A 23,348-nucleotide genomic window follows, 5' to 3' on the forward strand; every position below is an offset into this window, starting at 1 on the left:
CGCACTGGCCTTGACCTGCCGTGCGGATCGTGGCGGCCGGGGAGCCGCCGCCCTCCCCCAGCATTGCCCAGCGGGTCGTGGGGCGGTCGCGCACCGGCTGGCGGCGACGGGCGGAAGTAGCAGCAGGTGGACAGAAGCATGATGCCCGCCGCCGCGGGTCCCGGAGCTGCGGCGAACAGGTATGAGCAGCGAGTGGGCACTATCGGCAGCGGCGGGAGCGGCAGCGGCGGGAGCGGCGGGAGCGGCAGCGGCGGGAGCGGCAGCGGCGGGAGTTCAAGATGGTGTGGCGGTCGCGCGGACTGTCGCATGAGGATATCGGCTGGACGCTGGTGATCCGAACCAGCCTCGCCGGCGCGAAGCTGCGGGCGCGGGGCCAGGTGCGGCTGGTGATCGTCGGCCGCACTGAGGGCGCGTGGGACGGGCGCGTGGGAAGTGCACAAGATCGCACATGGGTGCGGTCACAGGCCTCGACCATATGCCCGGTGAAAGCAGGACGCAAGGAGTGGAGAGGGATGACTGACATCGATGTCATAAATGCGCGATCGTGTGCGGTCGAGACCTTGCGGATCGATGTACTTAGCGATGACGATGTGTCGCGGATGTTTCCCCACCCGCGCAACACCCCGCGTAACCCCACGTCCTGCGACAAGGAGACGGCATGCATCGGCCACGATGGAGTGTCGCAATGTTATCCGTGAGCCTGGCGGCCACGGCTGCGGCCGCGACCCCCGGTGGCGCGGCCCAGGCGGCGTCGGCGACCTCGTTCGCGTCGTCGTTCGAGGCCGCCGACCCGCAGCCGGCCTGGACCGACACCGTCGACGGCGACCGCAGTGGCGGCGTCGACGGCGTGTTCACCCATGGCCTGCCGGGCAGCCTCTACGAGCGGGTCGTCGCCGTCGCGGCGAACCGTGAGCCCAACAGCAACGAGGGTGTGAACAACCTCAACGACGACAATCCTGACTCGAAGTGGCTGGTCGACACGCCGACGAGCTGGGCGCAGTACACGCTGGACGCCCCGGCCACCGTCATCAGCTACGCGCTGACCTCGGCCAACGACGCCGCCCAGCGGGACCCGCGGGACTGGACCCTGGAGGGTTCGGCCGACGGCACCACGTGGACCACGGTCGACACGCAGGCCGGGCAGACGTTCAGCGCGCGGTTCCAGACCAAAACGTACTCGGTGGCGAATCCGGGATCGTTCCTGATCTACCGGCTGAACATCACCGGGCACCCCTCCGGCAACCTCACCCAGCTCGCCGACCTGGACCTGGCCGACGCGAACACCACCCCGGAGGATGCCGGCGGGCCGGTGAGGAGCCGGATCGGCAACGGGCCGGCCAGCTCCCCGACGGCGAAGTCCGGGGTCGGGTACACCGGCCTCAAGGCGCTGCAGATCTCCGGGCGCCAGGTCGCGGACGGGCGCGGGTACTCGTACAACAAGGTCTTCGACGTCGATGTGGCGGTCAAGGCCGACACCGAGCTGTCCTACCTGGTGTTCCCGGAGTTCAACCGCCGGGACGCGAGCAACCCGGCCACGTACACCGCGGTGGACCTGGCGTTCACCGACGGGACGTATCTCTCCCAGCTCGGGGCCAAGGACACGAACGGCATCGTGGTCAGCCCCACCGCGCAGGGTACGTCGAACACGCTGCTGACCTCGCAGTGGAACAAGCGGGTCGCGCGGATCGGTGACGTCGCGAAGGGCAAGACCGTCGACCGGATCCTGGTCGCGTACGACAAGCCGGACGGCACGGAGAGCTCCAGCTTCCGGGCGTGGTTCGACGACATCACGCTGGCCCCGGTCGCGAAGGCGAAGCCGCGGGCCCACCTGGCCGAGTACGCGGAGACCCGCCGGGGCACGCAGTCCTCGGGTGGTTTCTCGCGGGGCAACAACTTCCCGGCGACCGCGGTGCCGCACGGCTTCAACTTCTGGACCCCGGTGACCGACGCCGGCACCACGAGCTGGCTGTACGAATACCACCGGGCGAACAACGCCGACAACCGGCCGACGCTGCAGGCGTTCTCGACCAGCCACGAGCCCAGCCCGTGGATGGGTGACCGGCAGACGTTCCAGGTCATGCCGTCGACCGCCCCCGACACGCCGGACGCGGACCGGACCGCCCGCTCGCTCGCCTTCGGGCACGAGAACGAGGTCGCCAAGCCGTACTACTACGGCGTGACGTTCGACAACGGGCTGAAGACGGAGTTCGCCCCCACCGACCACGCGGCGTTGTTCAATTTCGCGTTCCCCGGTGAGAGCGGCAACCTGATCTTCGACAACGTGAACGAGAACGCCGGGCTCACCATCGACGCGGCGAAAAACGCGGTCAGCGGCTGGTCCGACGTGAACAGCGGCAGCCTGTCCGCCGGGTGGACCCGGATGTTCATGTACGCCACCGTCGACGCCCCGATCACCGCGAGCGGGATGCTGCCCAGCGGCAACCGCCCGTCGACCGGGTACGTCAAGGTGGACGCCGGCGCGGACAGGACCGTGTCGATGCGCATCGCCACGTCGCTGATCAGTGTGGACCAGGCGAAGCACAACCTGGAGCTGGAACTCGCCGCCGACGCCACCGTCACGTCGGTGCGCGACGCCGCGCGGGCCGCGTGGGACGCCAAGATGAAGACCGTCGAGGTGGAGGGCGCGACCGAGGACCAGCTCGTCACGCTGTACTCCAACCTGTACCGGCTGTTCCTGTACCCGAACTCGGCGTACGAGAACACCGGCACCGCCGCGAGCCCGGTCTTCAAGCACACCGTGCAGTCCGCGGTGACCAGCCCGGCCAGCACGCCGACGCAGACCGGGGCACCGGTCAAGGACGGCAAGGTGTTCGTGAACAACGGCTTCTGGGACACGTACCGCACCACCTGGCCGGCGTACTCCCTGCTCACCCCGGCCGAGGCCGGCGAGATGGTCGACGGGTTCGTGCAGCAGTACCGCGACGGCGGCTGGATCTCCCGGTGGTCCGCACCGGGGTACGCCAACCTCATGGTCGGCACCAGTTCCGACGTCGCCTTCGCGGACGCGTACCTCAAGGGCGTACCCGGGATCCCGGCGGAAGAGGCGTATGAGGCCGCGGTGAAGAACGCGACCGTGACCCCGCCCAACGACAATGTCGGCCGTAAGGCGCTGGGCAGTTCGATCTTCAAGGGGTACACGCCGAGCGACGCCACCGGCGAGGCCATGTCCTGGGCGATGGACGGCTACATCAACGACTTCGGCATCGCCAACATGGCCGAGGCGCTCGCGAAGAAGGGTGGCCCGAAGGCCGCCGAGTACAAGGAGCAGGCGGAGTACTTCAAGAACCGCGCGCTCAACTACGTGAACATGTTCGACCCGTCCGTGGAGTTCTTCCAGGGCAAGGACACCGCCGGGAACTGGCGCCGGACCCCGGAGACGTACGACCCGCGGGTCTGGGGTTACGACTACACCGAGACCAACGGCTGGAACATGGCGTTCCACGTGCCGCAGGACGGTCAGGGCCTCGCCAACCTGTACGGCGGCAAGGACGCGCTGGCCGGCAAGCTGGACGAGTTCTTCTCGACGCCGGAGACGGCGAACTTCCCCGGCTCGTACGGCGGCACGATCCACGAGATGCTCGAGGCACGCGACGTCCGGATGGGTCAGTGGGGCTTCAGCAACCAGCCGTCGCACCACATCCCGTACATGTACAACTACGCCGGTCAGCCGTCGAAGACGCAGGCCACCGTCCGCGAGGCGCTGTCCCGGCTCTACCTGGGCAGCGAGATCGGCCAGGGGTACCCGGGCGACGAGGACAACGGCGAGATGAGCGCGTGGCAGATCTTCAGCGCGCTCGGGTTCTACCCGCTGCAGATGGGCAACCCGGCGTACGCGATCGGGTCGCCGCTGTTCACCAAGGCGACCGTGAACCTCGGCGGCGGCAAGAAGATCGTGGTCAACGCCCCGAAGAACAGCGCCAAGAATGTGTACGTGCAGTCGCTGAAGGTGAACGGGAAGGCGTACACGTCGACGTCGTTGCCGCACGACCTGCTGGCCAAGGGTGCGACGCTGGACTTCGCGATGGGTCCGCAGCCGTCGACGTGGGGCACCGGCAAGGACGCGGCGCCGCCGTCGCTGACCAAGGGTGACGCGGTGGCGAACCCGCTGCGTGACCTGACCGGGACGGGCAAGGGCACCGCGTCGGAGCCGGCGCTGGTGGACGACACGTCGGCCACCCGGGTGGTCTTCCCGACCGCGACCCCGTCGTGGACGTACCGGTTCGCCGGCGGTGGCGAGCAGGCCGACTACTACACCCTGACCTCGGGTGCGGTGGCCGGCGACGCGAAGGCGTGGAAGCTGTCCGGCTCGTACGACGGCACCACCTGGACGACGATCGACGAGCGCATGGCGCAGACGTTCGACTGGCGGCTGCAGACCAGGCCGTTCAAGATCGCCAAGCCGGGCCGGTACTCGCAGTACAAGCTCGACGTCACCGCCAACACCGGTGAGGCCACCACCACGCTGGCCGAGGTCGAACTGCTCGGCAAGCCGGCCCCGGCCTGCACCACCACGATCGCCGACAAGACGGTCGGGGCGCTCACGGTGAAGTCCGGCGTCACCTGCGTCACCGAGGGCTCGACGGTCACCGGCGCGATCTCGGTGACCCGGGGTGCCTCACTGTACGTGCGGGGCGCGACGCTGCGCGCGGCGGTCACCGCGACCGGCGCGGGCACGGTGTCGGTGCTGTCCAGCACGATCACCGGCCCGGTCACGGTGACCGGCTCGGGTCCGGTCCAGCTGGAGAACTCCACCGTCAAGGGCCCGGTCACGCTGCTGGCCAACACGACCGCGACCACCGTCGCGGCCGGCTCCATCAACGGGGTGCTGACCTGCGCCGGCAACCAGCCGGCACCGGTCAACAACGGCCTGCCCACCAGGGTGAGCGGCCCGCGCCTGGGTCAGTGCGCCAAGCTCTGATCTCCCGGGTACGAACGCCGCGGTCCCCACACCAGGGGGCCGCGGCGTTCTACTGTGTGCAGATGTCTGATGACGATCTGTGGAACGCGATCGAAGCGACCGATCTCTGCACGCTGGCGACCATCAAGAAGGACGGGCGCCCCCAGCTCTCCGACGTCAACTACACCGCCGGCCCGGACACCCGTACCCTGCGGATCTCGACCCGGGCCACGCTGGCCAAGGTGCACAACCTGCGCCGGGACCCGCGCGCGTCGATCCGTGTCGGGCCGGCCAACGGCGGTTACGTGGCGGCCGAGGTGACCGCGTCGCTGTCGGTCCCGGCCGCCGGCGAGCACGACGCGACCGCCGACGAGCTGGTCGAGATCTACCGCCTGATCGCCAAGAAGGAACACCCCGACTGGGACGAATACCGCAGCGTGATGGTCGCGGACGGCCGGCTGGTGCTCAGCCTGCGGGTCGAGCGTCTGTACGGCTGGGTGGTGGGCTGATCGGCTCAGGTGGCCGGCAGCGCTGAGCGCAGCAGTTCGTGCAGGTTGTCGGTGTGGCGCAGGAGCCGGCCGGCGATGTCGTTGAAGAGGTCGGGGTCACGGCGGGCGTCGTCGCGCCAGAGGGCCCGCAGTGCGGCCTGGCTCTGGGCGAGCTGGGTGCCGGCCGCTTCGACGTAAAGGATCAGTTCGTCGCGGTGGGCCGGTGGGGCGAAGTCGGCCGAGGCACGGGCCGCGAGCAGGGGTTCGCCGGGGATCGCGAAGACGGCCGCCGCGTCGCCGCCGGCCTGGTCCGCGCCGATCCAGGCGAGCAGGTGCTCCAGCTCGGTGGCGGCCACGGTCATGCGGCCGATGGCGGTCAGCGTCTCGGCGGGGAGCGTCTGCATGCGCCGACCGTACGCCCCGCAAGAGGCTCGATGCCTGCCACGCCCGGCCGGACGGGGAGCCCGGCCGGGCGGTGACAGGCGGGGAAGATCAGCCGCGGGCGGCTTCGTGCCAGACCCGGCGGCCGATGACCCGGATGCTGTCGACGGCCAGGAGCTGACCCTCGGTGGCCAGCAGACGCTCGTGGGCGTCGTCCGGGAGGTGCACCGTCGAGCCCGTGGCCAGCGGAAGGATGTGCAGCGTGAGGTCGCTGCCGGCCCGGTAGCCCGCGTCCCGCAGGTTGACCAGCCAGCGGGTGCCGTCCCAGAAGCGGTCGGTGGCGGTCCGGCCGTCGACCCGCAGCTCCGCGATGTCGCCCGCCCAGTCGATCTCCACCAGGGCGTCCATGCCGGCGTCGCCGGCCCAGGCGGGCAGTTCCACCCGGTGGACGGCGGCGAGCTCGTCGAAGATCTCCGGCGTGGGTGCCGACTGACGGCCGTCGTGCTTGCCGTACGCGACGGGCACCGCGGTGCCGGCCGGCCGCACCAGCGTGGTCCCGGCCGGGTCGATCGCGCCGGATCCGGCCGGCGGGGTGAGCGGGAGATCGGTGAAGGCGCGCGCCGTCACGTCGTACACATGGATCGTCGGTGTCTCGGCCGACCGGGCGGTGACCCGGCCGTCCGGACCCCAGGCCAGCTCGTCGGCGCTGAGCAGCAGGCGGTCGTCGCCGACCCAGGCGATGGCGGCGGTGGCCGCGTCCAGGACCAGCAGGTCGAGCGGGCCGGCCGGGGTCTCGACCCGGGTCGGGGCGAGCCCGGGCGTCACCGCGAACGGGGTGCCGGCGATCGACGCCTCGACCTCGATGCCCTGCTCGGCGGTCAGGACCAGCGTCGGGACGTCGCCCGGGAGCAGGGTCAGGGCGGTGGCGGTGACCCAGTCGAGGCCGTGGAACCGCAGCGGCCAGCGGGCCAGGGTGCCGACCGGGATGTCGATCGGGCGCGACGGGAGCACCAGCGTGGTGTCGTCGTCGAGGGTGACCTGGAACTGGGCGTCGCGGTAGGTGTCGAGCGGGATGTGCGGCTGGTGCCAGGACAGGAACAGGAAGCCGCTGTCGCCGTTCGAGCGCAGGGCCCAGCGCAGGGTCGTACTGTCGTCGACGCCGGCCGGGACCACGACGGGCAGGCTGGACGGCATCTCGGCGAGCGCGGGGCCGAACGCGCGCAGGAACGCGTGCTGGCGGCGGAGCAGTTCGTAGCTGTCCGACGCGACGCCGGCCTCACCGATCGGCGCGTGGAAGTCGTAACCGAGGCGCTGCATGTCGTTGGGGTAGCCGGTCGCGTGCGACTCCTGCATGCCCTGATCACCGGCGGGGTTGGTGCCGCCGGTGTACATGTAGTAGCCCTGCCAGGCGGAGCCGTTGCCGATCTTGTTGTGGCCGACGGTCGCCGTGTCCAGGCCGGAGGGGCGCGGACGGCGGTGGTAGGCCGTACCCATGCCGCCGGCGAGTTCGCAGGTGGCCGGCGGGAAGAGCTCGGACGGCGTCCGCGGGCCGCCCTGCGCGGACGCGATGTTCTGCGCGCGGCGCACGTCGGCACCGATGCCCGGGTCGTCCCAGACGTGCGAGAAGAAGTAGTGGTCGCGGAACGACGGGTCCCACGGGGCGTCGCTGTCGACCCAGAAGCCGTCGCCGTACCCGCCGTACAGCGGCAGGACCTCCTCGGGCGGCAGGTCGGCGCCGCCCCACGCGGTCGCGGTCCAGAGCGGCGCGGACATGCCGGCCTCGCGCGACAGCCGCTTGAGCGTGACGAGGTGCTGCGGCTCGGTGTACAGCTCGTTCTCGAGCTGGATGCCGAGCACCGTGCCGTGCTGCGACGCGCGGCCCTCGAGGGCGGCGCCGAGCTGGCCGAACCACTCGCGGACCAGGTCGAGGTAGGCCGGGTCGTCGGTGCGGTGCCGCACCGGGGCCTGCTGCACCCAGTCGGGGAACCCGCCGTTGCGGCTCTCGGAGTGCACCCAGGGGCCGATGCGCAGGATGATGTCCAGCCCGGCGGCGTGCACCTCGTCGACGAACGCGGCGATGTCGAGGTTGCCGTCGAAGCGCGGCTGGTCACGGTGCTCGGCGTGGTGCAGCCAGAGCACGTACGTGGCCACGACGGTGACCCCGCCGGCCCGCATCTGCCGCAGCCGTTCGGCCCAGCGGTCCCGCGGCACGCGGCTGTAGTGCATTTCGCCCGAAACCGGGATGATCGGTGATCCGTCCCGGATCAGATAACGGCTGGTCAGCGCGATGCCGGGACGCACGTCCTGCTCGTTGCTCATCGCCGGGTGGCGCAGCGGCTCGGTCCACGGGTGATGCCGTACGACGAGCGGCTGCGCGGGGTGATCGGTCGCCAACGAAGGTTCCCTTCGCTTGGGGCCTGTAACCGGTCACAGGCAACTGCGCGGACGATACACCGCGTTAACCGGGTTGACGCAAGCCCTTGACATGACGGAAAACACAGATCACTGTAACCGGTCACAGGCACTGCTCCGGACGTCCTTCTCCGGCGGCAGTGGCCTCCCGATCGAGGAGGATCGTTGAAAAAAGCACTCGTCGGCGCGTTCGCCGCATCCCTTCTTCTTCTGACGGCCGCGTGCAGCAGCTCGGACAGCTCCGATGACGCTGAGGCCACCGGCCCGGTCGAGCTGACGTACTGGACGTGGACCCCGAACATGGACAAGGTCGTCGAGACCTGGAACGCCGCGAACCCGAACATCAAGGTCACGGTCAACAAGCAGGACGGCGGCGACCCGGCCGTCACCAAGCTGCTCACGGCGGTCAAGGCCGGCAGCGGCGCGCCCGACATCATGCAGGCCGAGTACCAGAAGGTGCCGACCCTGGTCTCCGCGGACGCGCTCGCGGACATCAAGGCCGAGACCGGTTCGCTCAAGGACAAGTTCCCCGAGTCGAACTGGAACTCGGTCACCCTGGGCGGCGACGCGGTGTACGCGGTCCCCCAGGACAACGCCCCGCTGATGTTCTTCTACCGCAAGGACGTCCTCGACAAGCTCAAGATCGCCGCCCCGAAGACCTGGGACGAGTACGCCGACGCGGCCCGCAAGATCCACGCCGCGGACGCCAAGCAGTACCTGGGCACCTTCTCGGCCACCGACGCCGGGCTGTTCACCGGGCTCGCCCAGCAGGCCGGCGCCTCCTGGTGGGGCATCAACGGCGACACCTGGTCGGTCAACATCAACGACGCCGCGACGCAGAAGGTCGCCGGCTTCTGGGGCGGCCTCGTGCAGGAAGGCGCCGTCCTCAACACCCCGATGTACACCCCGGAGTGGAACGCGGCGCTCAACGACGGCACGCAGGTCGGCTGGGTCAGCGCGGTCTGGGCGCCGGGAGTGCTCGAGGGCAACGCCGGCAGCACCAAGGGCAAGTGGGCCGCCGCGCCGATGCCGCAGTGGGACGCCGCCGCACCCAAGACCGGTAACTGGGGCGGTTCCGCCACCGCGGTGACCAAGCAGAGCAAGCACCCGAAGCAGGCCGCCCAGTTCATCCAGTGGCTGAACACCGACCCGGCCGCGATCAAGCTGCTGGCGAGCACGGCGAACGTCTACCCCGCCACGATCGACTCGGCCGCCGCACTGACCACCCCGCCGGCGTTCTTCGCGGACCAGGCCGACTTCTACACCATCGCCGCCGACGCGGCCAAGATCGGCAACCCGTTCACGTACGGCCCGAACGTCAACGTCGCGTACAGCGCCTTCAACGACGCGTTCGGCAAGGCGGCGGAGTCCAAGCAGAGCGCGCAGTTCACGGCCGCCCTGGCGACGATGCAGACCCAGACGGTCGACGACATGAAGAACACCGGCTTCAAGGTCGCCGGATGACCACGGTGCCCGCCACCGAGCAGCCTGTCACGGAGAGGTCCGCCGCCGTCCCCACGGCGGCGGGCCGCCGGCCCCGGCACCACAGCCGGCGCGCGGGCACCCCGTACGCGTTCCTCGCCCCCGCCATCGTGCTGTTCATCGCGTTCCTCGGGGCGCCGATCGTCTACGCCGCGTACCTGAGCCTGCGCAAGGTGAAGGTCTCCGGCCTGGGCCTGGGCTCCGGCTCCCGCACCGAGGTGTGGGCCGGGTTCGAGAACTACGCCCGCTCGCTGACCGACGCCGAGTTCCTGCCCAGCGTCGGCCGGATCGGGGCGTACGGCCTCATCGTCGTCCCGGTCATGCTGGGGCTCGCGCTCCTGTTCGCCCTGCTGCTGGACGCCGGGCGGACCAAGGTCGGCGGCTTCACGCGTACCGCCATCTTCCTGCCCTATGCCGTGCCGGCCGTCGTGGCGTCCCTGCTGTGGGGTTTCCTCTATCTCCCGCGGATCAGCCCGATCAACGACATCCTGGAAGGCAGCGGCCTCGGCTCGCCGAACCTGCTCGGTTCGTCGTGGGTGCTGTACGCGGTCGCCAACATCGCGATCTGGGGCGGCACCGGCTTCAACATGATCGTGCTGTACACCGCGCTCAAGGCCATCCCCCAGGACATGTACGAGGCCGCCCGGCTCGACGGCGCCTCCGAGGTCCAGATCGCCTGGCGCATCAAGATCCCGATCATCGCGCCGTCGATGGTGATGACGTTCGTGTTCTCGCTCATCGCCACGCTGCAGGTGTTCGCCGAACCGATGACCCTGCGCCCGCTGAGCAACACCATCTCGGCGACGTGGACCCCGCTGATGAAGGTGTACCGGGACGCCTTCACCCGCAACGACATCTACTCCGCGGCGGCCACCTCGGTGATCATCGCCCTCGCGACGTTCGCGCTGTCCTTCGGCTTCCTGAAGCTCGTCGGCTCCCGCGCATTCCGGCAGGAGGACTGATGGCCGCGACGCTGGTCAAGAAACGCAGTGCCACCGCCACGATCCTGTTGCTGCTGGGCGCGGTGTACTGCCTGCTGCCCGTGCTGTGGGTGCTGGTCGCGGCGAGCAAGAGCTCCGACGAGTTGTTCTCGACGTTCACGTTCACGCCGAGCACGCACCTGTTCGACAACATCGCGGACCTCAGCAATTACCGCGACGGGTTGTACTGGCGCTGGATGGCGAACACCGCGTTGTACGCCGGTTTCGGGGCGCTCGCCTCCACCCTCGTGTCGGCCATGGCCGGATTCGCGCTCGCCAAGTTCACCTTCCCTGGCAAGAGCGTCGTGTTCAACATGGTGCTCGCCGGCGTGCTCGTACCCGGTGTCATCCTGGCCATCCCGCAGTACCTGCTGCTGGCCAAGGTCGGCATGACGAACACGTACTGGGCGGTGCTGCTGCCGAGCATCATCAGTCCGTACGGGATCTATCTGGCCCGGATCTTCGCCGCCGCCGCCATCCCCAACGAGGTCCTCGAGGCGTCCCGGGTCGACGGCGCGGGCGACTGGCGCACCTTCGGCACGGTGGTGCTGCCGATGATGCGCTCCGGGCTGGTGACCGTGTTCCTGTTCCAGTTCGTGGCGGTCTGGAACAACTTCATGCTGCCGTACATCATGCTCGGCGACGACAAGCTCTTCCCGGTGACGGTGGGTCTCAGCGGCCTGCTCAACCAGGGCGCGTCCCAGCCGGCGATGTACACCTCGGTGGTGACCGGCGCGCTGCTGTCGATCGTGCCGCTCGTCGCGCTCTTCCTCGCGCTGCAGCGCTACTGGCAGGTCGACCTGGCCTCGGGTGCGGTCAAGGGCTGAGACGAGGGTGACCACTATGATCCCTGGAGTGCGCAAGCGACCGACGATCCGCGACGTCGCTCGTGAGGCGGGGGTTTCCTACGCCACCGTCTCCCGTGTCCTCAACGGCAAGGAATGGGTCAGCCCCGAGGCCGTCCGATCGGTCACCGACGCGATCGCCCGGACCGGTTACACCGCGAACCAGCACGCCCGTTCGCTGGCCACCGGCCGGTCCGGCTCGATCGCCTTCCTGCTCTCCGAACCGCAGCACCTGCTGTTCCAGGACCCGAACTACGCGGTGCTGCTGCGCGGGGTGGCCCAGGCGCTGTCCGCGCGCGAGCTGACCCTGATCCTGATGATCGCGGCGACCCCGGAGGAACGCACCCGCGCGGTGACGTACCTCAGCGGCGGTCACGTCGACGGGGTGCTGCTGGTCTCCCCGCACTCCGGGGACCCGCTGCTGGGCCAGCTCGTCCGCGCCGGCATCCCGATCGTGGCGTGCGGCAAGGTGCTCGGGCACGAGGCGTCGATCAGCTCGGTGGCCGCCGACGAGTGGGCCGGTGCCCGCTCGGCGGTGGAGCACCTGCTCGCCGCCGGGTGCCGGCGCATCGCGCACATCACCGGGCCGCAGGACACCGCCGGTGGCGTCGACCGGCTCCGCGGGTACACCGAGGCGCTGACCTCGCACGGGATCGCGGTCGACGAGGCACTCATCGCGCACGGCGACTGGAACCACGAGAGCGGCACGGCCGCCATGCGCGAACTGCTGGCCCGCGCCCCCGACATCGACGGTGTCTTCGCCGCCTCCGACGCGATGGCCGCGGGCACCCTGCCGGTGCTGCGCGAGGCCGGCCGCGACGTGCCCGGCGACATCCGCATCGTCGGCTTCGACGACTCCGGCCTGGCCGCCACCCTGCACCCACCGCTGAGCACCGTACGCAACCCGCTCGACCGGATCAGCGACGAGATGGTCCGCCTGCTCACCGACGTCATCGCCGGCCGCACGCCGATCTCCATCACCGTGCCCACCACGCTGGTCCTGCGCGAATCCTCTCCTCAATAGGGCTCCACCACGGCGTTGTCACCGGCGCCGCACATATCCCCCTACCGGAAGGATCCACGATGCCTCCCCGCATCCGGACCCTGGTCGCCGCCCTCGGCGCCACCGCCCTGCTCCTCACCGCTCCCGCCCTCACCCCACCGGCCTCCGCGGCCACGACCCTGTCCATGCTCGGCGGCGATGTCTCGTCGTTGCAGCGCAGCCTCGACCTCGGCGCCACGTACTACAACGCGGCCGGCACCGCCGCGGACCCGATCGACATCCTCAAGTCGGCCGGCATGAACTACGGCCGGCTGCGGATCTGGAACAACCCGGCCAGCGGTTACAACAACAAGGCCAAGGTGCTGCAGCAAGCTCGCTCCCTCAAAGCGAAGGGCCTGAAGCTGCTGATCGACTTCCATTACTCCGACACGTGGGCCGACCCGGGCAAGCAGTACAAGCCCGCCGCCTGGAACTCCCACACGCTCGCCCAGCTGCAGACCGACGTCTACAACTACACGTACGACATCTGCACCAGCCTGAAAGCCCAGGGCACCACCCCCGACTCGGTGCAGATCGGCAACGAGATCAACGTCGGCATGCTCTGGCCGCAGGGGCAGGTCAGCAACAACAACTTCGCGCCGCTGGCGAGCCTGCTCAAGCAGGGCTACAACGCGACCAAGGCCTGTAACAGCGCCACCCAGGTGATGATCCACGTCGCCGACGCGGACAGCATGAGCAACGCCCGCTGGTTCTACGACGGCATCAAGGCCCAGGGCGTGACCTGGGACATCACGGCGCTGAGCTACTACTGCATGTGGCACGGCACGCTGGCCAACCTCTACAACGTCATCACCGACGTACGGACCCGGTACGGCAAGCCGGTGGTGATCGCGGAGACGGCGTACCAGTTCACCACCGCCGACGCCGACAGCGAGAAGAACTCGATCCCCGGCACGGTGCTCTGCGACAACCTCCCGGCCTCCTGGTCCGGGCAGGCCACACAGTTCACCTACGTCCAGAACACCGCCCGCAACGCGGGAGCGATGGGCGTCTTCTACTGGGAACCCACCTGGTACGCCATCAAGGGCAACGGCTGGGACCCGGCCAACATCAACGGTACGGGCGACGGCTGGGACAACATGGCCACGTTCGACTGGACCGGGCACGTGAACCCGAACCTGCGCTGGACCCCGTAACTTCGGGCGAATGATCGAAGTGGACGACGGTGTCCGGCTGCGAACCTGGACCACAGGCTCCGCGGCCGGCCACCCACCGGTCCTGCTCCTGCACGGCGGCCCCGGCCTCTGGGACTACCTCGAACCGGTGGCTCGCCTGCTCGACCCGCTCACCGTCGTGCACCGCTTCGACCAGCGCGGCTGCGGCGGATCCGACCCGAGCGACGAGCAGAGCATCGCCCGCACCGTCGCCGACATCGAAGCCCTGCGCGACCATTGGGGCCACGACAGCTGGATCGTCGCGGGTCACTCTTTCGGAGCCAACCTTGCTTACGCGTACGCCGCGTCGTGTGCCGGGAACACCGCCGCGCTGATCTACCTGAGCGGAACCGGCGCCGGCGACTGGCGAACCGATTACCACCGCACCCGGGCCGAACGCATGACCCCCGAGCAGCAGGGTCGCCTCGCCCACCTGGAGAGCTTGCCGGCCCGCTCCCCCGCCGACGAAACCGAATACCGGGCCCTGTCCTGGTGCACCGACTTCGCCGACCCGGCCACCGCGTGGCAACACGCCCTCGCCGACGCCGCGACCGACCTGCCGATCAACTACGCGGCGAACCGAGCCCTCACCGCCGAGACCCCCGACCTGCTGGCCCAGGCATCCCACCTGACGATGCCGACCTGGTTCATCCACGGCGACCGGGACCCCAGACCGGCCCATACGGTACGAACGCTCGCGGCAGCCGTACCCACATCCCGGTTCTGCCTGATCGAGGGCGCCGGCCACAAACCCTGGGTGGAACGCCCCCACGAGCTGGGCGGTCTCCTCAAAAGCATCGTGGAGTCGGGCGCCCGAACCATGGTGAAGTAGAGTGTGAAGTATGGCGGATGGAACGGTGGAGACCCCCTTCGGGGCCGAGCGGCTGGCGGAGCTGCCGTTGAGGAACGCGCCGCTCCTGCGCGTGCTCGCCCAGATCCGTTTTCCCCGGCTGGCCACACTCGCCACGGGCGATGACATGGCGAACCTGTTCGCCATGTCCATGAGCGGCGACTACCCCATTCTGACCGAGCAGCGGGAGGTCGCGGTCACCATCACTCCCGATGGGGTGACACAGGCACCGGGAGCTGCACGGGTATGGCAGCTGAGAAGCGCCGACGAGCAGTGGCAGATCTCTTTCGGCGACAGTTTCCTCGCTGTGGACACCGCCGCTTACACATCGCGCGAGGACTTCGCCGCCCGGGTGGCCCATGCCTGGCAACGATTCGAACAGGTGGTCCGCCCGCCCTTCGTGGAACGGCTCGGCGTGCGTTACATCAATCGGATCACCGACCTCGAGACCCTTGCCGCTCTTCCGTCACTCGTCCGGCCGGAAGCACTCGGCGGGGTCCAGGCACTCGTGGGTTGCGACGTGCGCCTCAGCCACAGCATCCACGAGGCGCTGTATCACTTGGACGACCACAACGGCCTGCAGGCACGATGGGGCATGCTGCCTCCGGGGGCGGTGCTCGACCCCACCATCCAGCCTGTCCCGGACAACAGCTGGGTGCTGGATCTCGACGCCTTCCGTTCAGGACGTCACGACGTAGCTGCCGGCGATGTCGATCAGCATCTCCGGCAGCTCGCAGAACGCGCCTATCGCTATTTCCGCTGGGTGGTAACCCCAGATTTCCTGACGTGGTTCGGAGGTGAGCCCCGGTGAGTGCCGTTCATCGCGACGGGTCGTTGCCGGAATCCGAGGATGCCGGCCAGTCCGTTCCCCGAACCTTGGCGTGGATGGTCGCCGGCGGGCTCGCACTCTCGGGGCTGATGACGGGCACCGCGACCACGACACCGGTGGCCGAACCACAGGTGCGCTACATCGGCGACTGGACATCCACCGCTCGCACCATGGGCACCGGCCTGGTCTCGCGCACGAAACCCCGCCCAGCGCATGATCGAGATGGGGAGGTCCCGGACCAGGGCTCAGGTGTCAAATGGCTGCATGAGGCTTCCGGCCTCACCTGGGATCAACTGGGCCGTCTGTTCGGTGTCTCACGACGCGCTGTCCATCTCTGGGCGAGCGGAGGACGGATGAACGCCGTCAACGCGGAAACCCTGGGCCGGTTGGTAGCTCTGCTGAGGGCGATTCCCGGTGGTCCCGACGAACGCCGCGCCGCACTTCTCGCTCCGTCCGCTGAAGGCCCCAGCATCGTCGACCAGTTCCGTGCCCGTCACCGCTCCGGCGCCCGCGACATCTCCGGCACGCCCTTCAGTCCTCAGGAACTCCTGGGGGCGCGGCACGATGACACGGCACCGATGTGACGACCGAGACCACGATGCCCGCCGCTGAGATCGCTGAGCTGGGCAAGCTTGACGAGTCGACGGCAGCGGCCCTGCGCGGCTACCAGCAGGCCGACCTCCTCGAAGGGTTGACAAGCGTTCATGTCCTCGGGCCGCACGGTGAACCTGTCGCGGTGCCGGCACCGCTGGGCCTGGTGCTGATCAGCCAGACCTGTGACGTGGTGCTGCCGGGGCGGCCGGCGGTCCAGATCGCCCGCCGCATCCGGCTCACCGCGGACGAGGCGAAGGACGCCCGGGACGGTAAACGGCCTCGCTAGGCGCACCTGCCCCAGGCCGGGGAGCGAGACTTCGCTGACCTGGACGTGCTGGGAACGATCGCGAAGAACCGGCTCGCCGCTCTCACCCGGACCCCCGGTGTACTGACCGACGAGCAGTCGCGCCGCTTTGCCGGTGCCGTCGCCCGTAAGTTCGGTCGCTTTCCCTTCCCTGACGACGTCACGCCATGGCTGCGTCCGTTGGAGAGCGTCGTCGCTTCCAAGGCACGCAAGCCCCAAAGCCCTGAGGGGCAAGCGTTGGAGCAGGTCGTCGAGCTCCGGGTCGAGGCGGCCGACGGCTGGGGAAGCCTCCCGTTCGAGCTCACGCTCTGCGTCATTGTCCAGCCCGGGACTCTGCCCACCTTCGCCGACGACCACATCCCCGACCTGCCCGATCAGCTCGCCACGTGGCTTCGTGGTGCGGGCGAAGACCTGATCCGAACCGCGGGCGACATCACCGGGCGGCTCGTGAAGGCCGTCGACCCGATCGAACGGCACCACCTGTGGATGGCCCTCGGCGACGCCTGGGCCGCGAGATGCCGGCCACCGGCCCAGGCATCCGAGCAGGTTCGGACGGCGGTCAGCTTCATCGGCGCAGAAGTCGTGCCGGCCGACGAGTTCCCGCTGACCCGCGTCAGACGCAGCGAGCTCCTCGACCTGGACCACCTCTCAGCACCGACGCCCGATCTCGCCTGACGCAGGTGTATTCGCTGAGGTCGGCGAGGTGGATCAGTGCAGGGTGCCGACCATGAGGTCGGCGAAGGCGGCTGCTGCCGGTGGGGACGTGAAGAGGCGGTCGAAGCGGGCCTTGGCGAGTTTGCGGCGGAAGGGGCCGGCAGTCGAGACGTCGCCGGCGTCGTGGACCATCTCGGTGAACCAGCGGGAGAATTCCTGGTAGTTCCAGGTGCGTTGCAGGCAGGCCGACGAGTATTCTCGCAGCCCTTTCTCGTCGCCGTCGATGAGGAGACGGGCCAGGTCCCGGGCGTCGAGGAGGGCGAGGTTCATGCCCTTGGCGCCCATCGGGGTGATGATGTGGGCCGCGTCGCCGACCAGGAAGAGCCGGTCGTGCTGCATGGGCTCGACGACGTAGCTGCGCATCTCGACGATCTCGCGGGCGGTGAACGGCGCTTCCGGCAGCTCGGTGTCACCGAGGCGGAGGCGGAGCTGCTGCCATGCGTACTCGTCGGTCCATTGACTGGGGTCTTCGTCCGGGCGGTATTGCAGGTAGTAGCGGCTGGCCCGGGGGCCGCGGGGGAAGTGGGCCGCGAAGCCGTGCGAGCTGATCGCCAGCAGCGGGTGTCGCGGGGGCAGTGAGTCAGCCAGCAAGGTGTACCAGCCGATGCCGTGGTCGAACGGGTATTCGGTGAGCACGCCCGCCGGGATGCTCGACCGGCTGACGCCGTGGAAACCGTCGCAGCCCGCGACGTAGGTGCAGCTCAGCTCGTGATCGCGGTAGGTGACGCGGGGTTCGGACGGGTCGATCGTCACGTCGAGGGCGTCGAAGCGCAGGTCACCGCCGCCCTCGAGGAAGACCTCGATGAGGCGGCGCACCAGCAGTTGCTGCGGGACGAGGCGGCCGGCCCGGCCGCCGGTCAGCTCGGGGCCGTTGAGCAGGTGGGGTTGGCCGTCGTAACGGAACTCGAGCTGCGTCTCGGGCGGGGCGCCGGTCAGGACCCGGTCGGCGAGGCCGTTCTCCTCGAAGATCGCGGTCGCGGGGTGGTCCAGGATGCCGGCCCGCTGCCGATTCTCCACGTACGCGCGGGAGTGCTTCTCGAGCACCACGCAGTCGATGCCGGCCCGCTGCAGGAGGGTGGCGAGCGTCAGCCCGGCCGGACCCGCCCCGATGATCGTCACGGTGGTGGTCTCGCGCATCTCACTCCTTTGTGGATGGACACGCCGACATTACCCGGTGGCGACCCTCCCGCGGTGGATCCAGGGCATGCTGGTGAGGGCCCACAGCAGCAGTGCGGCGACGCCGAGCAGCAGCGACATCGTGCTGACCGCCTTGTCGATGCCCTGGGCCAGCACCATGACGGGCAGCAGCTTGACCGCGATCGAGCCGCCGAGCGCGCGGGACGAGGCGCTGTAGGCCAGCGCCGTGGTCACCGCGTCGGGTGGGGCCTTGGCCGCGACCTGGGCGTCCATGTCGCCCTCGAACGCGGTCTGGCTCAGGCCGGCGAGGAACTGGGCCGCGATCACGCTGATCGCGTGGTACGGCGCGGTGATCCAGCCGACCAGCATGCCGAGGCCCCATAGCGACCAGCGCAGCACCGCCGGGAGCCGCATCGTGCCGATCGCGTGCACCGCCACGGTGGCCAGCAGGCAGCCCAGGCTGAACGCCACCGCCGCGCCGGCGACCCAGTGCCGGCCGTGCAGTTCGGTGGTCAGCGGGACGGCGAGCAGCGTCGGCCCGGAGGCGACCAGCATGACCACGCCGCCGGCGGCGAGCAGGCGTGGGGAGACCGCCAGACTGCCGCCGCGGGTGCGACGGCGGGTGCGGCGTGGGGCGGTCCGGGCCCGGCGGGCGCTGCGGATGGTCGGGAGCAGGGATCCGGCGTACACGAGGTAGATCGCGATCAGGGTGCCGCCGGTCGGGGAGTTCGGCAGCAGGGCGGCCACCCCGGTGCCGGCGGCCTCGACCGCGGCGATCGCGAGCGCGTACCGGGTCATCGACCGTGGGCCGGCGTCGACGGCCGCGACCTCGGCCCGCATCGCCGCGAAACCCACCCAGGCCGCGATGTGCATGAGCACCACCGCGACCGCGATCAGCCCGGACGGCAGGCCCGCGAGCAGTCCGGCGAGCGCGCCGACCCGCAGCAGCATCTCGATGCCGGCGGCGCCGCGCAGCAGGTGCCGGCCGGAGTAGCGGTGGGTGAGCCAGCCGGTGACCGGGGCCGACAGCACCACGCCGAGCAGCATCGCGGCGTTGTACAGCGCGGCCTCGGCGAGCCCGCCGCGGGACAGCGCCAGCAGCACCAGGACGGTCCAGCCCAGGGCCATGCCGAACGAGTCGGCCACCCCGGAGATCAGGAGTTCGCGCAGCCGGCCGGCCCGATGGCGGCCGCCGTTCACGACCCGACGAACAGCGGGGTGGGCGGCGGGAAGCCGTTGAACGCCGACGCGTAACTCAGCGTGTAGGCGCCCGCCGACCCGATGTAGAGCACGTCGCCGACGTCGATCGAGGCGGGCAGCAGCAGGCCGTGGAACATGGTGTCGGAGCTGTCGCAGCTGGGACCGGTGACGGTGAACGGCAACTCGGCGACCTCGCCGTGCCCGGCCACCGACGACCACACCGGGAAGTCCCAGCCGGTCGGCAGCTGAACCGTCTCCATCATGCCGTTGTAGGCGCCGACGTCCAGGAACAGCCAGTTGGCGCCGCCGCGGAACTCACGGCCGATCACCCCGGCCGCCATCACCCCGGCCTCGGCGACCAGGTTGCGGCCGGGTTCGGCGGCGAGCAGACCCGGACGGTACGGGAGCAGCTCGCCGATGGCCGTCATCGCCACCGTGCCGATCTCCTCGATGGACGGCACGTGCTCGACGTACCGGGCCGGGAAACCGCCGCCGAGGTCGAGCATCTCCAGGCGGATGCCCTCGTCGAGCAGGCTCGCCATGATCTTTCCGGAGATCTCGACGGCCTGGCGCCACGCGGCCGGGTTCGCGCACTGCGAGCCGACGTGGAACGTGATCCCGTACGGCCGCAGCCCGAGACGCCGGGCCAGCACGAGCAGGTCGTGGCCCTCGTGGGGTTCGGCGCCGAACTTGCGCGACAGCGGGAACGAACTGGACGTGTCGTCCACGTGCAGCCGCAGGAAGACCGCGCTGCCCGGGGCGTGCTCGGCGAGTTTGCGCAGCTCGTTCGGGGAGTCGAAACTGAAGCGCCACAGCCCGGCGGCGTGCGCGGCCGCGATGTGCGACGGTGGCTTGACCGGGTTGCTGTACAACACGTCGGCGGGCTGCACGCCGAGCCGTTCGAGCATCCGCAACTCGCCCAGGGACGCGATCTCGAAACTCGCGCCGTTCGCCCGTACCGTAGCGAGAATTTCCGGAGATGGGTTGCACTTCATGGCGTAGAAGGGCTGGACGCCCGGCAGGGCGGCCCGGAACGCCCGCAGCCGGCGAGCGACCTCGCCCAGATCGGTGACCAGGTAGGGCGTCGGCAGGTCGATGATCGAGAGCACTTCGGGGGCCAGTGCACCGGCGAGGGCCGTGGTCATCGGTTCTCCAGGAGGCGGTTCTGCAGCAGGTCGGGGGACGCGTCGAGCAGCAGGCGGCCGGCGTCGGCGGCGGGCACCGGGCGGGAGAAGTAGAAGCCCTGGGCGAACGTGCAGCCCATCGCCCGCAGCGCGGCCAGCTGGCCGTACTCCTCGATGCCCTCGGCGACGGTGGACATCCCGAGGCTCTGCCCGAGCTGGACGATCGTGCTGGCCAGCGCCGCGTCGTCGTTCTGCTCACCGAGCCGCTCGACGAACGAGCGGTCGATCTTGAGGGTGTCGACCGGGAACCGGCGCAGGTACGCCAGCGACGAGTAACCGGTGCCGAAATCGTCGATCGCCAGCGTCACACCGAGCGTCTTGAGCTGCACCAGCTGGGCGAGGTTCTCCTCGGTGTCGGTCATCAGCACGCTCTCGGTCATCTCGAGGCAGAGCCGGTCGGCCGGCATCCCGGTCCGGGTGAGCACGTCACGGACCTCAGCGACCAGATCCGTACGGTCGAACTGGCGCACCGACACGTTGACGGCCATCTTCACCGGCGGCTGACCGGTCTGCTCCGCCCACGCCATCGCCTGCCGGCACGCCTCCTCCAGCACCCAGCGGCCCAGCGGCACGATCAGCCCGGTGGCCTCGGCGAGCGGGATGAAGTCCATCGGCGGGATCATGCCCCGGGTCGGGTGCTGCCAGCGGACCAGCGCCTCGAAACCGATGACCCGGCTGTCGGTCATGTCGATGGTCGGCTGGTAGTGCAGCTTCAGCTCGCCACGGTCCAGCGCGAGGCGCAGGTCGGCCTCCAGTTCGAGGCGCTCGACGAGACCTTCGAGCATCTGCGGGTCATACCTCGCGTACGCGCAGCCGCCCATCGCCTTGGCCTTGTACATGGCCAGGTCGGCGTTGCGCATGAGCTGTTCGGCGTCCTCGGCGTGCGAACCCTTCGTGTCGCCGGGCGCGAACAGGGCCAGTCCGATGCTGCCGCGTACGTGCAGGTCGCGCTCCTCGACCCGGAACGGCTCCTGCAGTCCGTCCACGATCCGCTGGGCGACCGCCTCGGCGTCGTTGTCGGCGGTGGGGGTGCGGATCAGCACCGCGAACTCGTCGCCGCCGAACCGCGCCACCACGTCGCCCTCGCGGACGGACTGGGTCAGCCGGTCGGCGACCTGGACCAGCAGCATGTCGCCGGCCAGGTGCCCGAGGCTGTCGTTGACCTCCTTGAACCCGTCCAGGTCCAGGAAGAGCACGGTCACATCACTGTCGTCGGCGCGGTGCTCCAGCGCCTCGGCGACCCGTTCGCGGAACAGCGCCCGGTTGGCGAGCTGGGTCAGCGCGTCGTGGTACGCCTCGTGCACCAGCTGTTCCTGCAGTTCCTTGCGCTCGCTGATGTCGCGGGTGTTGAGCACCAGGCCACCCACGTTGGGGTCGCCGAGCAGGTTGGTGACGGTGATCTCGGCCTGCCGCAACCGGCGGTCGCGGTGGCGCACGGTCAGTTCGAGGACCGTCGACGCGTACGGGCGCCCGCTCACCGATCGCAGCGCGTCCGCGAGCCGTCCGGCCGCCTCCGCGTGGAGCACGCCGGTGAGCCGCCGCCCGGTGAGCACCTGTGCCGGGTATCCGAACACGCGCTGCACGGACTCGCTCTGGTACAGCACCGCACTGTCCACGCCGACCACCGTGACCACGTCGGAGCTGTGCTGCACGAGCGCGTGGAAGCGCTGCTCGCTGGCGTACAGCTCGGCGGTGCGGTCGGCGACGCGGGCCTCGAGGTTGCGGGTCAGGCCCCGGTTCTCCAGCAGGGTGAGCAGCTGGCGGCCGACGATGAGCAGGATCAGGGCCGAGCGGGTGTACGCGACGAACGCGCTGCTCTGGCCGGTCCTCGCGAACCAGACGACGCTGGTGACGAGCGCACCGAGCACTGCCACGTAGGGCAGCAGCACGCCGAACGGTTGCGCGCCGAGGTGCGGCTCGGCCGACCGGCTGTCCGGCGCGGCGGTGACCGGGCGGGTGGCGGCCAGCAGGATCAGCGCGAAGCCGGTGAACCAGCCGATGTCGGTGACACCACCGGAGTGGTAGGCGCCGGTGAGGTTCAGGTACGCGTACCCGATGTCGGAGACCGCGAACGCCACGATGCCGGCGCCGACGAGGGCCAGCTGGGTGAAGTGCCGTCCGGTGCGGCGCTGCAGCGCCAGCATGTAGATCACGATGGTGACGATGACGACGTCACCGAGCGGGTACGCGAGGCTGACCGCGAGGCCGAGCGCACTGTCGCCGCCGGCCTCGATGATCGGCTCCACGACGAAGATCCAGGCCATCAGCATCAGCGACGCGGCCACCATCAGGCCGTCCAGCACGCTGCGGGCCCGGTTGGCCAGGGTCTGCGCGGCGGCCGGGAGCACGAGCAGCCCGGCCGGCGTGAGCAGGACCATGCCGAGATAGCCCAGGTCGGCCTGTGAGGGCAGCGGCACCGAGCCGGTGAACGTCTCCAGCCAGACCGCGGTGACCTGGCCGAGTCCCCAGGAGAGCACGCCGAGGCCGATGAGGGCCCAGCCGGCCCGGCGGCGGCCACGGAACATGGCGGCGCGGACCAGGCAGCAGACCGCGGCGGTGATCGCGGCGGCGCACAGGCCCAGGTTGGAGATGGCCAGCGAGGTGTCCGGGCCACCGATCCCGGTGCTCAGCACCAGGGCGAACGCCGCGGCCAGCACGGTGACAGCGACGCTGACCCGCGCCCAGCGGCGCAGGCCGGTCGCCGGCGGTTCCGTGATGGTTGCCATCGCGCTCTTCTCGGGTCGGGGGGTCTCGCACCTGCCGCAATCGGGGGGCGCCGCCCGAACCTGAGCCCTTCACCAGGTGCAAATGAG

At 69.9% G+C, this 23,348-nt stretch carries 19 protein-coding genes; 13 read left to right on the forward strand and 6 right to left on the reverse strand.

All coding sequences use genetic code 11. From position 1 onward, the window contains the following. The first annotated feature begins 278 nt into the window (after positions 1-278). From ACIA6A_RS01845 to ACIA6A_RS01855, 3 genes are all read left to right on the forward strand, one after another. A complete protein-coding gene (locus tag ACIA6A_RS01845; protein ID WP_396095473.1) occupies positions 279-698 on the forward strand; it encodes a hypothetical protein in 420 nt (139 codons plus the stop codon). Next, entirely contained in the window at positions 686-4,939 is a 4,254-nt protein-coding gene (locus tag ACIA6A_RS01850; RefSeq protein ID WP_396095474.1) for a GH92 family glycosyl hydrolase, read from the forward strand. The genes ACIA6A_RS01845 and ACIA6A_RS01850 overlap by 13 nt, the downstream gene beginning before the upstream one ends. Positions 4,940-5,001: 62 nt before the next feature. Further along, positions 5,002-5,427 (forward strand): PPOX class F420-dependent oxidoreductase, encoded by a 426-nt coding sequence (locus tag ACIA6A_RS01855; RefSeq protein WP_396095476.1) that lies wholly within the window; start codon positions 5,002-5,004, stop codon positions 5,425-5,427. 5 nt (positions 5,428-5,432) lie between these two features. On the opposite strand, the gene ACIA6A_RS01860 is transcribed toward ACIA6A_RS01855, so the two are convergent. Together ACIA6A_RS01860 and ACIA6A_RS01865 are read right to left on the reverse strand one after the other, a co-directional pair. Next, positions 5,433-5,810, reverse strand: a complete 378-nt coding sequence (locus tag ACIA6A_RS01860; protein WP_396095478.1) for a hypothetical protein — start codon at positions 5,808-5,810, stop codon at positions 5,433-5,435. 88 nt (positions 5,811-5,898) lie between these two features. Then, positions 5,899-8,181, reverse strand: a complete 2,283-nt coding sequence (locus ACIA6A_RS01865; protein WP_396095479.1) for a beta-galactosidase — start codon at positions 8,179-8,181, stop codon at positions 5,899-5,901. 183 nt (positions 8,182-8,364) lie between these two features. On the opposite strand from ACIA6A_RS01865, the gene ACIA6A_RS01870 reads away from it, so the two are divergent. Genes ACIA6A_RS01870 through ACIA6A_RS01915 form a run of 10 tightly spaced genes read left to right on the forward strand, consistent with a single transcriptional unit; the run spans position 8,365 to position 16,975 of the window. Beyond that, positions 8,365-9,663, forward strand: a complete 1,299-nt coding sequence (locus tag ACIA6A_RS01870; RefSeq protein WP_396095480.1) for an extracellular solute-binding protein — start codon at positions 8,365-8,367, stop codon at positions 9,661-9,663. Next, the gene (locus ACIA6A_RS01875; RefSeq protein ID WP_396095481.1) at positions 9,660-10,643 is read left to right on the forward strand and encodes a carbohydrate ABC transporter permease; all 984 of its coding nucleotides are present in this window, start codon (positions 9,660-9,662) and stop codon (positions 10,641-10,643) included. The genes ACIA6A_RS01870 and ACIA6A_RS01875 overlap by 4 nt, the downstream gene beginning before the upstream one ends. Then, on the forward strand, positions 10,643-11,488 hold the full coding sequence (locus ACIA6A_RS01880; RefSeq protein ID WP_396095482.1) for a carbohydrate ABC transporter permease: 846 nt from the start codon (positions 10,643-10,645) through the stop codon (positions 11,486-11,488). Before ACIA6A_RS01875 ends, ACIA6A_RS01880 begins: the two co-directional genes overlap by 1 nt. Before the next feature lie 28 nt (positions 11,489-11,516). Next, complete coding sequence (locus ACIA6A_RS01885) at positions 11,517-12,530, forward strand: LacI family DNA-binding transcriptional regulator (RefSeq protein ID WP_396095483.1); 1,014 nt, start codon at positions 11,517-11,519, stop codon at positions 12,528-12,530. A gap of 59 nt (positions 12,531-12,589) precedes the next feature. After that, the gene (locus ACIA6A_RS01890) at positions 12,590-13,705 is read left to right on the forward strand and encodes an arabinogalactan endo-beta-1,4-galactanase (RefSeq protein WP_396095484.1); all 1,116 of its coding nucleotides are present in this window, start codon (positions 12,590-12,592) and stop codon (positions 13,703-13,705) included. A gap of 10 nt (positions 13,706-13,715) precedes the next feature. Beyond that, positions 13,716-14,555, forward strand: coding sequence for an alpha/beta fold hydrolase (locus ACIA6A_RS01895; RefSeq protein ID WP_396095485.1), 840 nt, complete (start codon positions 13,716-13,718; stop codon positions 14,553-14,555). Positions 14,556-14,565: 10 nt separating this feature from the next. Beyond that, entirely contained in the window at positions 14,566-15,384 is an 819-nt protein-coding gene (locus tag ACIA6A_RS01900; RefSeq protein WP_396095486.1) for a TIGR04255 family protein, read from the forward strand. Beyond that, positions 15,381-15,986, forward strand: coding sequence for a hypothetical protein (locus ACIA6A_RS01905; protein ID WP_396095487.1), 606 nt, complete (start codon positions 15,381-15,383; stop codon positions 15,984-15,986). The genes ACIA6A_RS01900 and ACIA6A_RS01905 overlap by 4 nt, the downstream gene beginning before the upstream one ends. Continuing rightward, positions 15,983-16,282 carry a hypothetical protein gene (locus ACIA6A_RS01910; protein ID WP_396095488.1) on the forward strand — a complete coding sequence of 100 codons (300 nt, stop codon included), beginning with the start codon at positions 15,983-15,985 and terminating at the stop codon, positions 16,280-16,282. Before ACIA6A_RS01905 ends, ACIA6A_RS01910 begins: the two co-directional genes overlap by 4 nt. 45 nt (positions 16,283-16,327) lie before the next feature. Next, positions 16,328-16,975, forward strand: coding sequence for a hypothetical protein (locus ACIA6A_RS01915; RefSeq protein WP_396095489.1), 648 nt, complete (start codon positions 16,328-16,330; stop codon positions 16,973-16,975). Positions 16,976-17,008: 33 nt separating this feature from the next. Here ACIA6A_RS01915 and ACIA6A_RS01920 read toward each other — a convergent pair whose 3' ends face one another. From ACIA6A_RS01920 to ACIA6A_RS01935, 4 genes are read right to left on the reverse strand one after another with little or no spacing between them, the layout of a single operon-like run. Beyond that, positions 17,009-18,151, reverse strand: coding sequence for a 4-hydroxybenzoate 3-monooxygenase (locus ACIA6A_RS01920; protein ID WP_396095490.1), 1,143 nt, complete (start codon positions 18,149-18,151; stop codon positions 17,009-17,011). A 30-nt stretch (positions 18,152-18,181) separates the two neighbouring features. Then, positions 18,182-19,351: a hypothetical protein gene (locus ACIA6A_RS01925; RefSeq protein WP_396095491.1), complete on the reverse strand. Its 1,170-nt coding sequence runs from the start codon at positions 19,349-19,351 to the stop codon at positions 18,182-18,184. After that, positions 19,348-20,496, reverse strand: a complete 1,149-nt coding sequence (locus tag ACIA6A_RS01930) for a type III PLP-dependent enzyme (protein ID WP_396095492.1) — start codon at positions 20,494-20,496, stop codon at positions 19,348-19,350. The genes ACIA6A_RS01925 and ACIA6A_RS01930 overlap by 4 nt, the downstream gene beginning before the upstream one ends. Continuing rightward, positions 20,493-23,261, reverse strand: coding sequence for an EAL domain-containing protein (locus tag ACIA6A_RS01935; protein WP_396095493.1), 2,769 nt, complete (start codon positions 23,259-23,261; stop codon positions 20,493-20,495). The genes ACIA6A_RS01930 and ACIA6A_RS01935 overlap by 4 nt, the downstream gene beginning before the upstream one ends. Between the last annotated feature and the right edge of the window lie 87 nt (positions 23,262-23,348).

Origin of the sequence: Actinoplanes sp. NPDC051494 (assembly GCF_044454705.1) — a bacterium.
GTDB lineage: Bacteria > Actinomycetota > Actinomycetes > Mycobacteriales > Micromonosporaceae > Actinoplanes.

Coding starts and splice junctions, on each gene's coding strand:
- ACIA6A_RS01930 (WP_396095492.1), bottom strand. CDS start 20,496: ATGACCACGGCCCTCGCCGGTGCACTGGCCCCCGAAGTGCTCTCGATC.
- ACIA6A_RS01850 (WP_396095474.1), top strand. CDS start 686: ATGTTATCCGTGAGCCTGGCGGCCACGGCTGCGGCCGCGACCCCCGGT.
- ACIA6A_RS01845 (WP_396095473.1), top strand. CDS start 279: ATGGTGTGGCGGTCGCGCGGACTGTCGCATGAGGATATCGGCTGGACG.
- ACIA6A_RS01890 (WP_396095484.1), top strand. CDS start 12,590: ATGCCTCCCCGCATCCGGACCCTGGTCGCCGCCCTCGGCGCCACCGCC.
- ACIA6A_RS01875 (WP_396095481.1), top strand. CDS start 9,660: ATGACCACGGTGCCCGCCACCGAGCAGCCTGTCACGGAGAGGTCCGCC.
- ACIA6A_RS01880 (WP_396095482.1), top strand. CDS start 10,643: ATGGCCGCGACGCTGGTCAAGAAACGCAGTGCCACCGCCACGATCCTG.
- ACIA6A_RS01855 (WP_396095476.1), top strand. CDS start 5,002: ATGTCTGATGACGATCTGTGGAACGCGATCGAAGCGACCGATCTCTGC.
- ACIA6A_RS01900 (WP_396095486.1), top strand. CDS start 14,566: ATGGCGGATGGAACGGTGGAGACCCCCTTCGGGGCCGAGCGGCTGGCG.
- ACIA6A_RS01895 (WP_396095485.1), top strand. CDS start 13,716: ATGATCGAAGTGGACGACGGTGTCCGGCTGCGAACCTGGACCACAGGC.
- ACIA6A_RS01920 (WP_396095490.1), bottom strand. CDS start 18,151: ATGCGCGAGACCACCACCGTGACGATCATCGGGGCGGGTCCGGCCGGG.
- ACIA6A_RS01935 (WP_396095493.1), bottom strand. CDS start 23,261: ATGGCAACCATCACGGAACCGCCGGCGACCGGCCTGCGCCGCTGGGCG.
- ACIA6A_RS01860 (WP_396095478.1), bottom strand. CDS start 5,810: ATGCAGACGCTCCCCGCCGAGACGCTGACCGCCATCGGCCGCATGACC.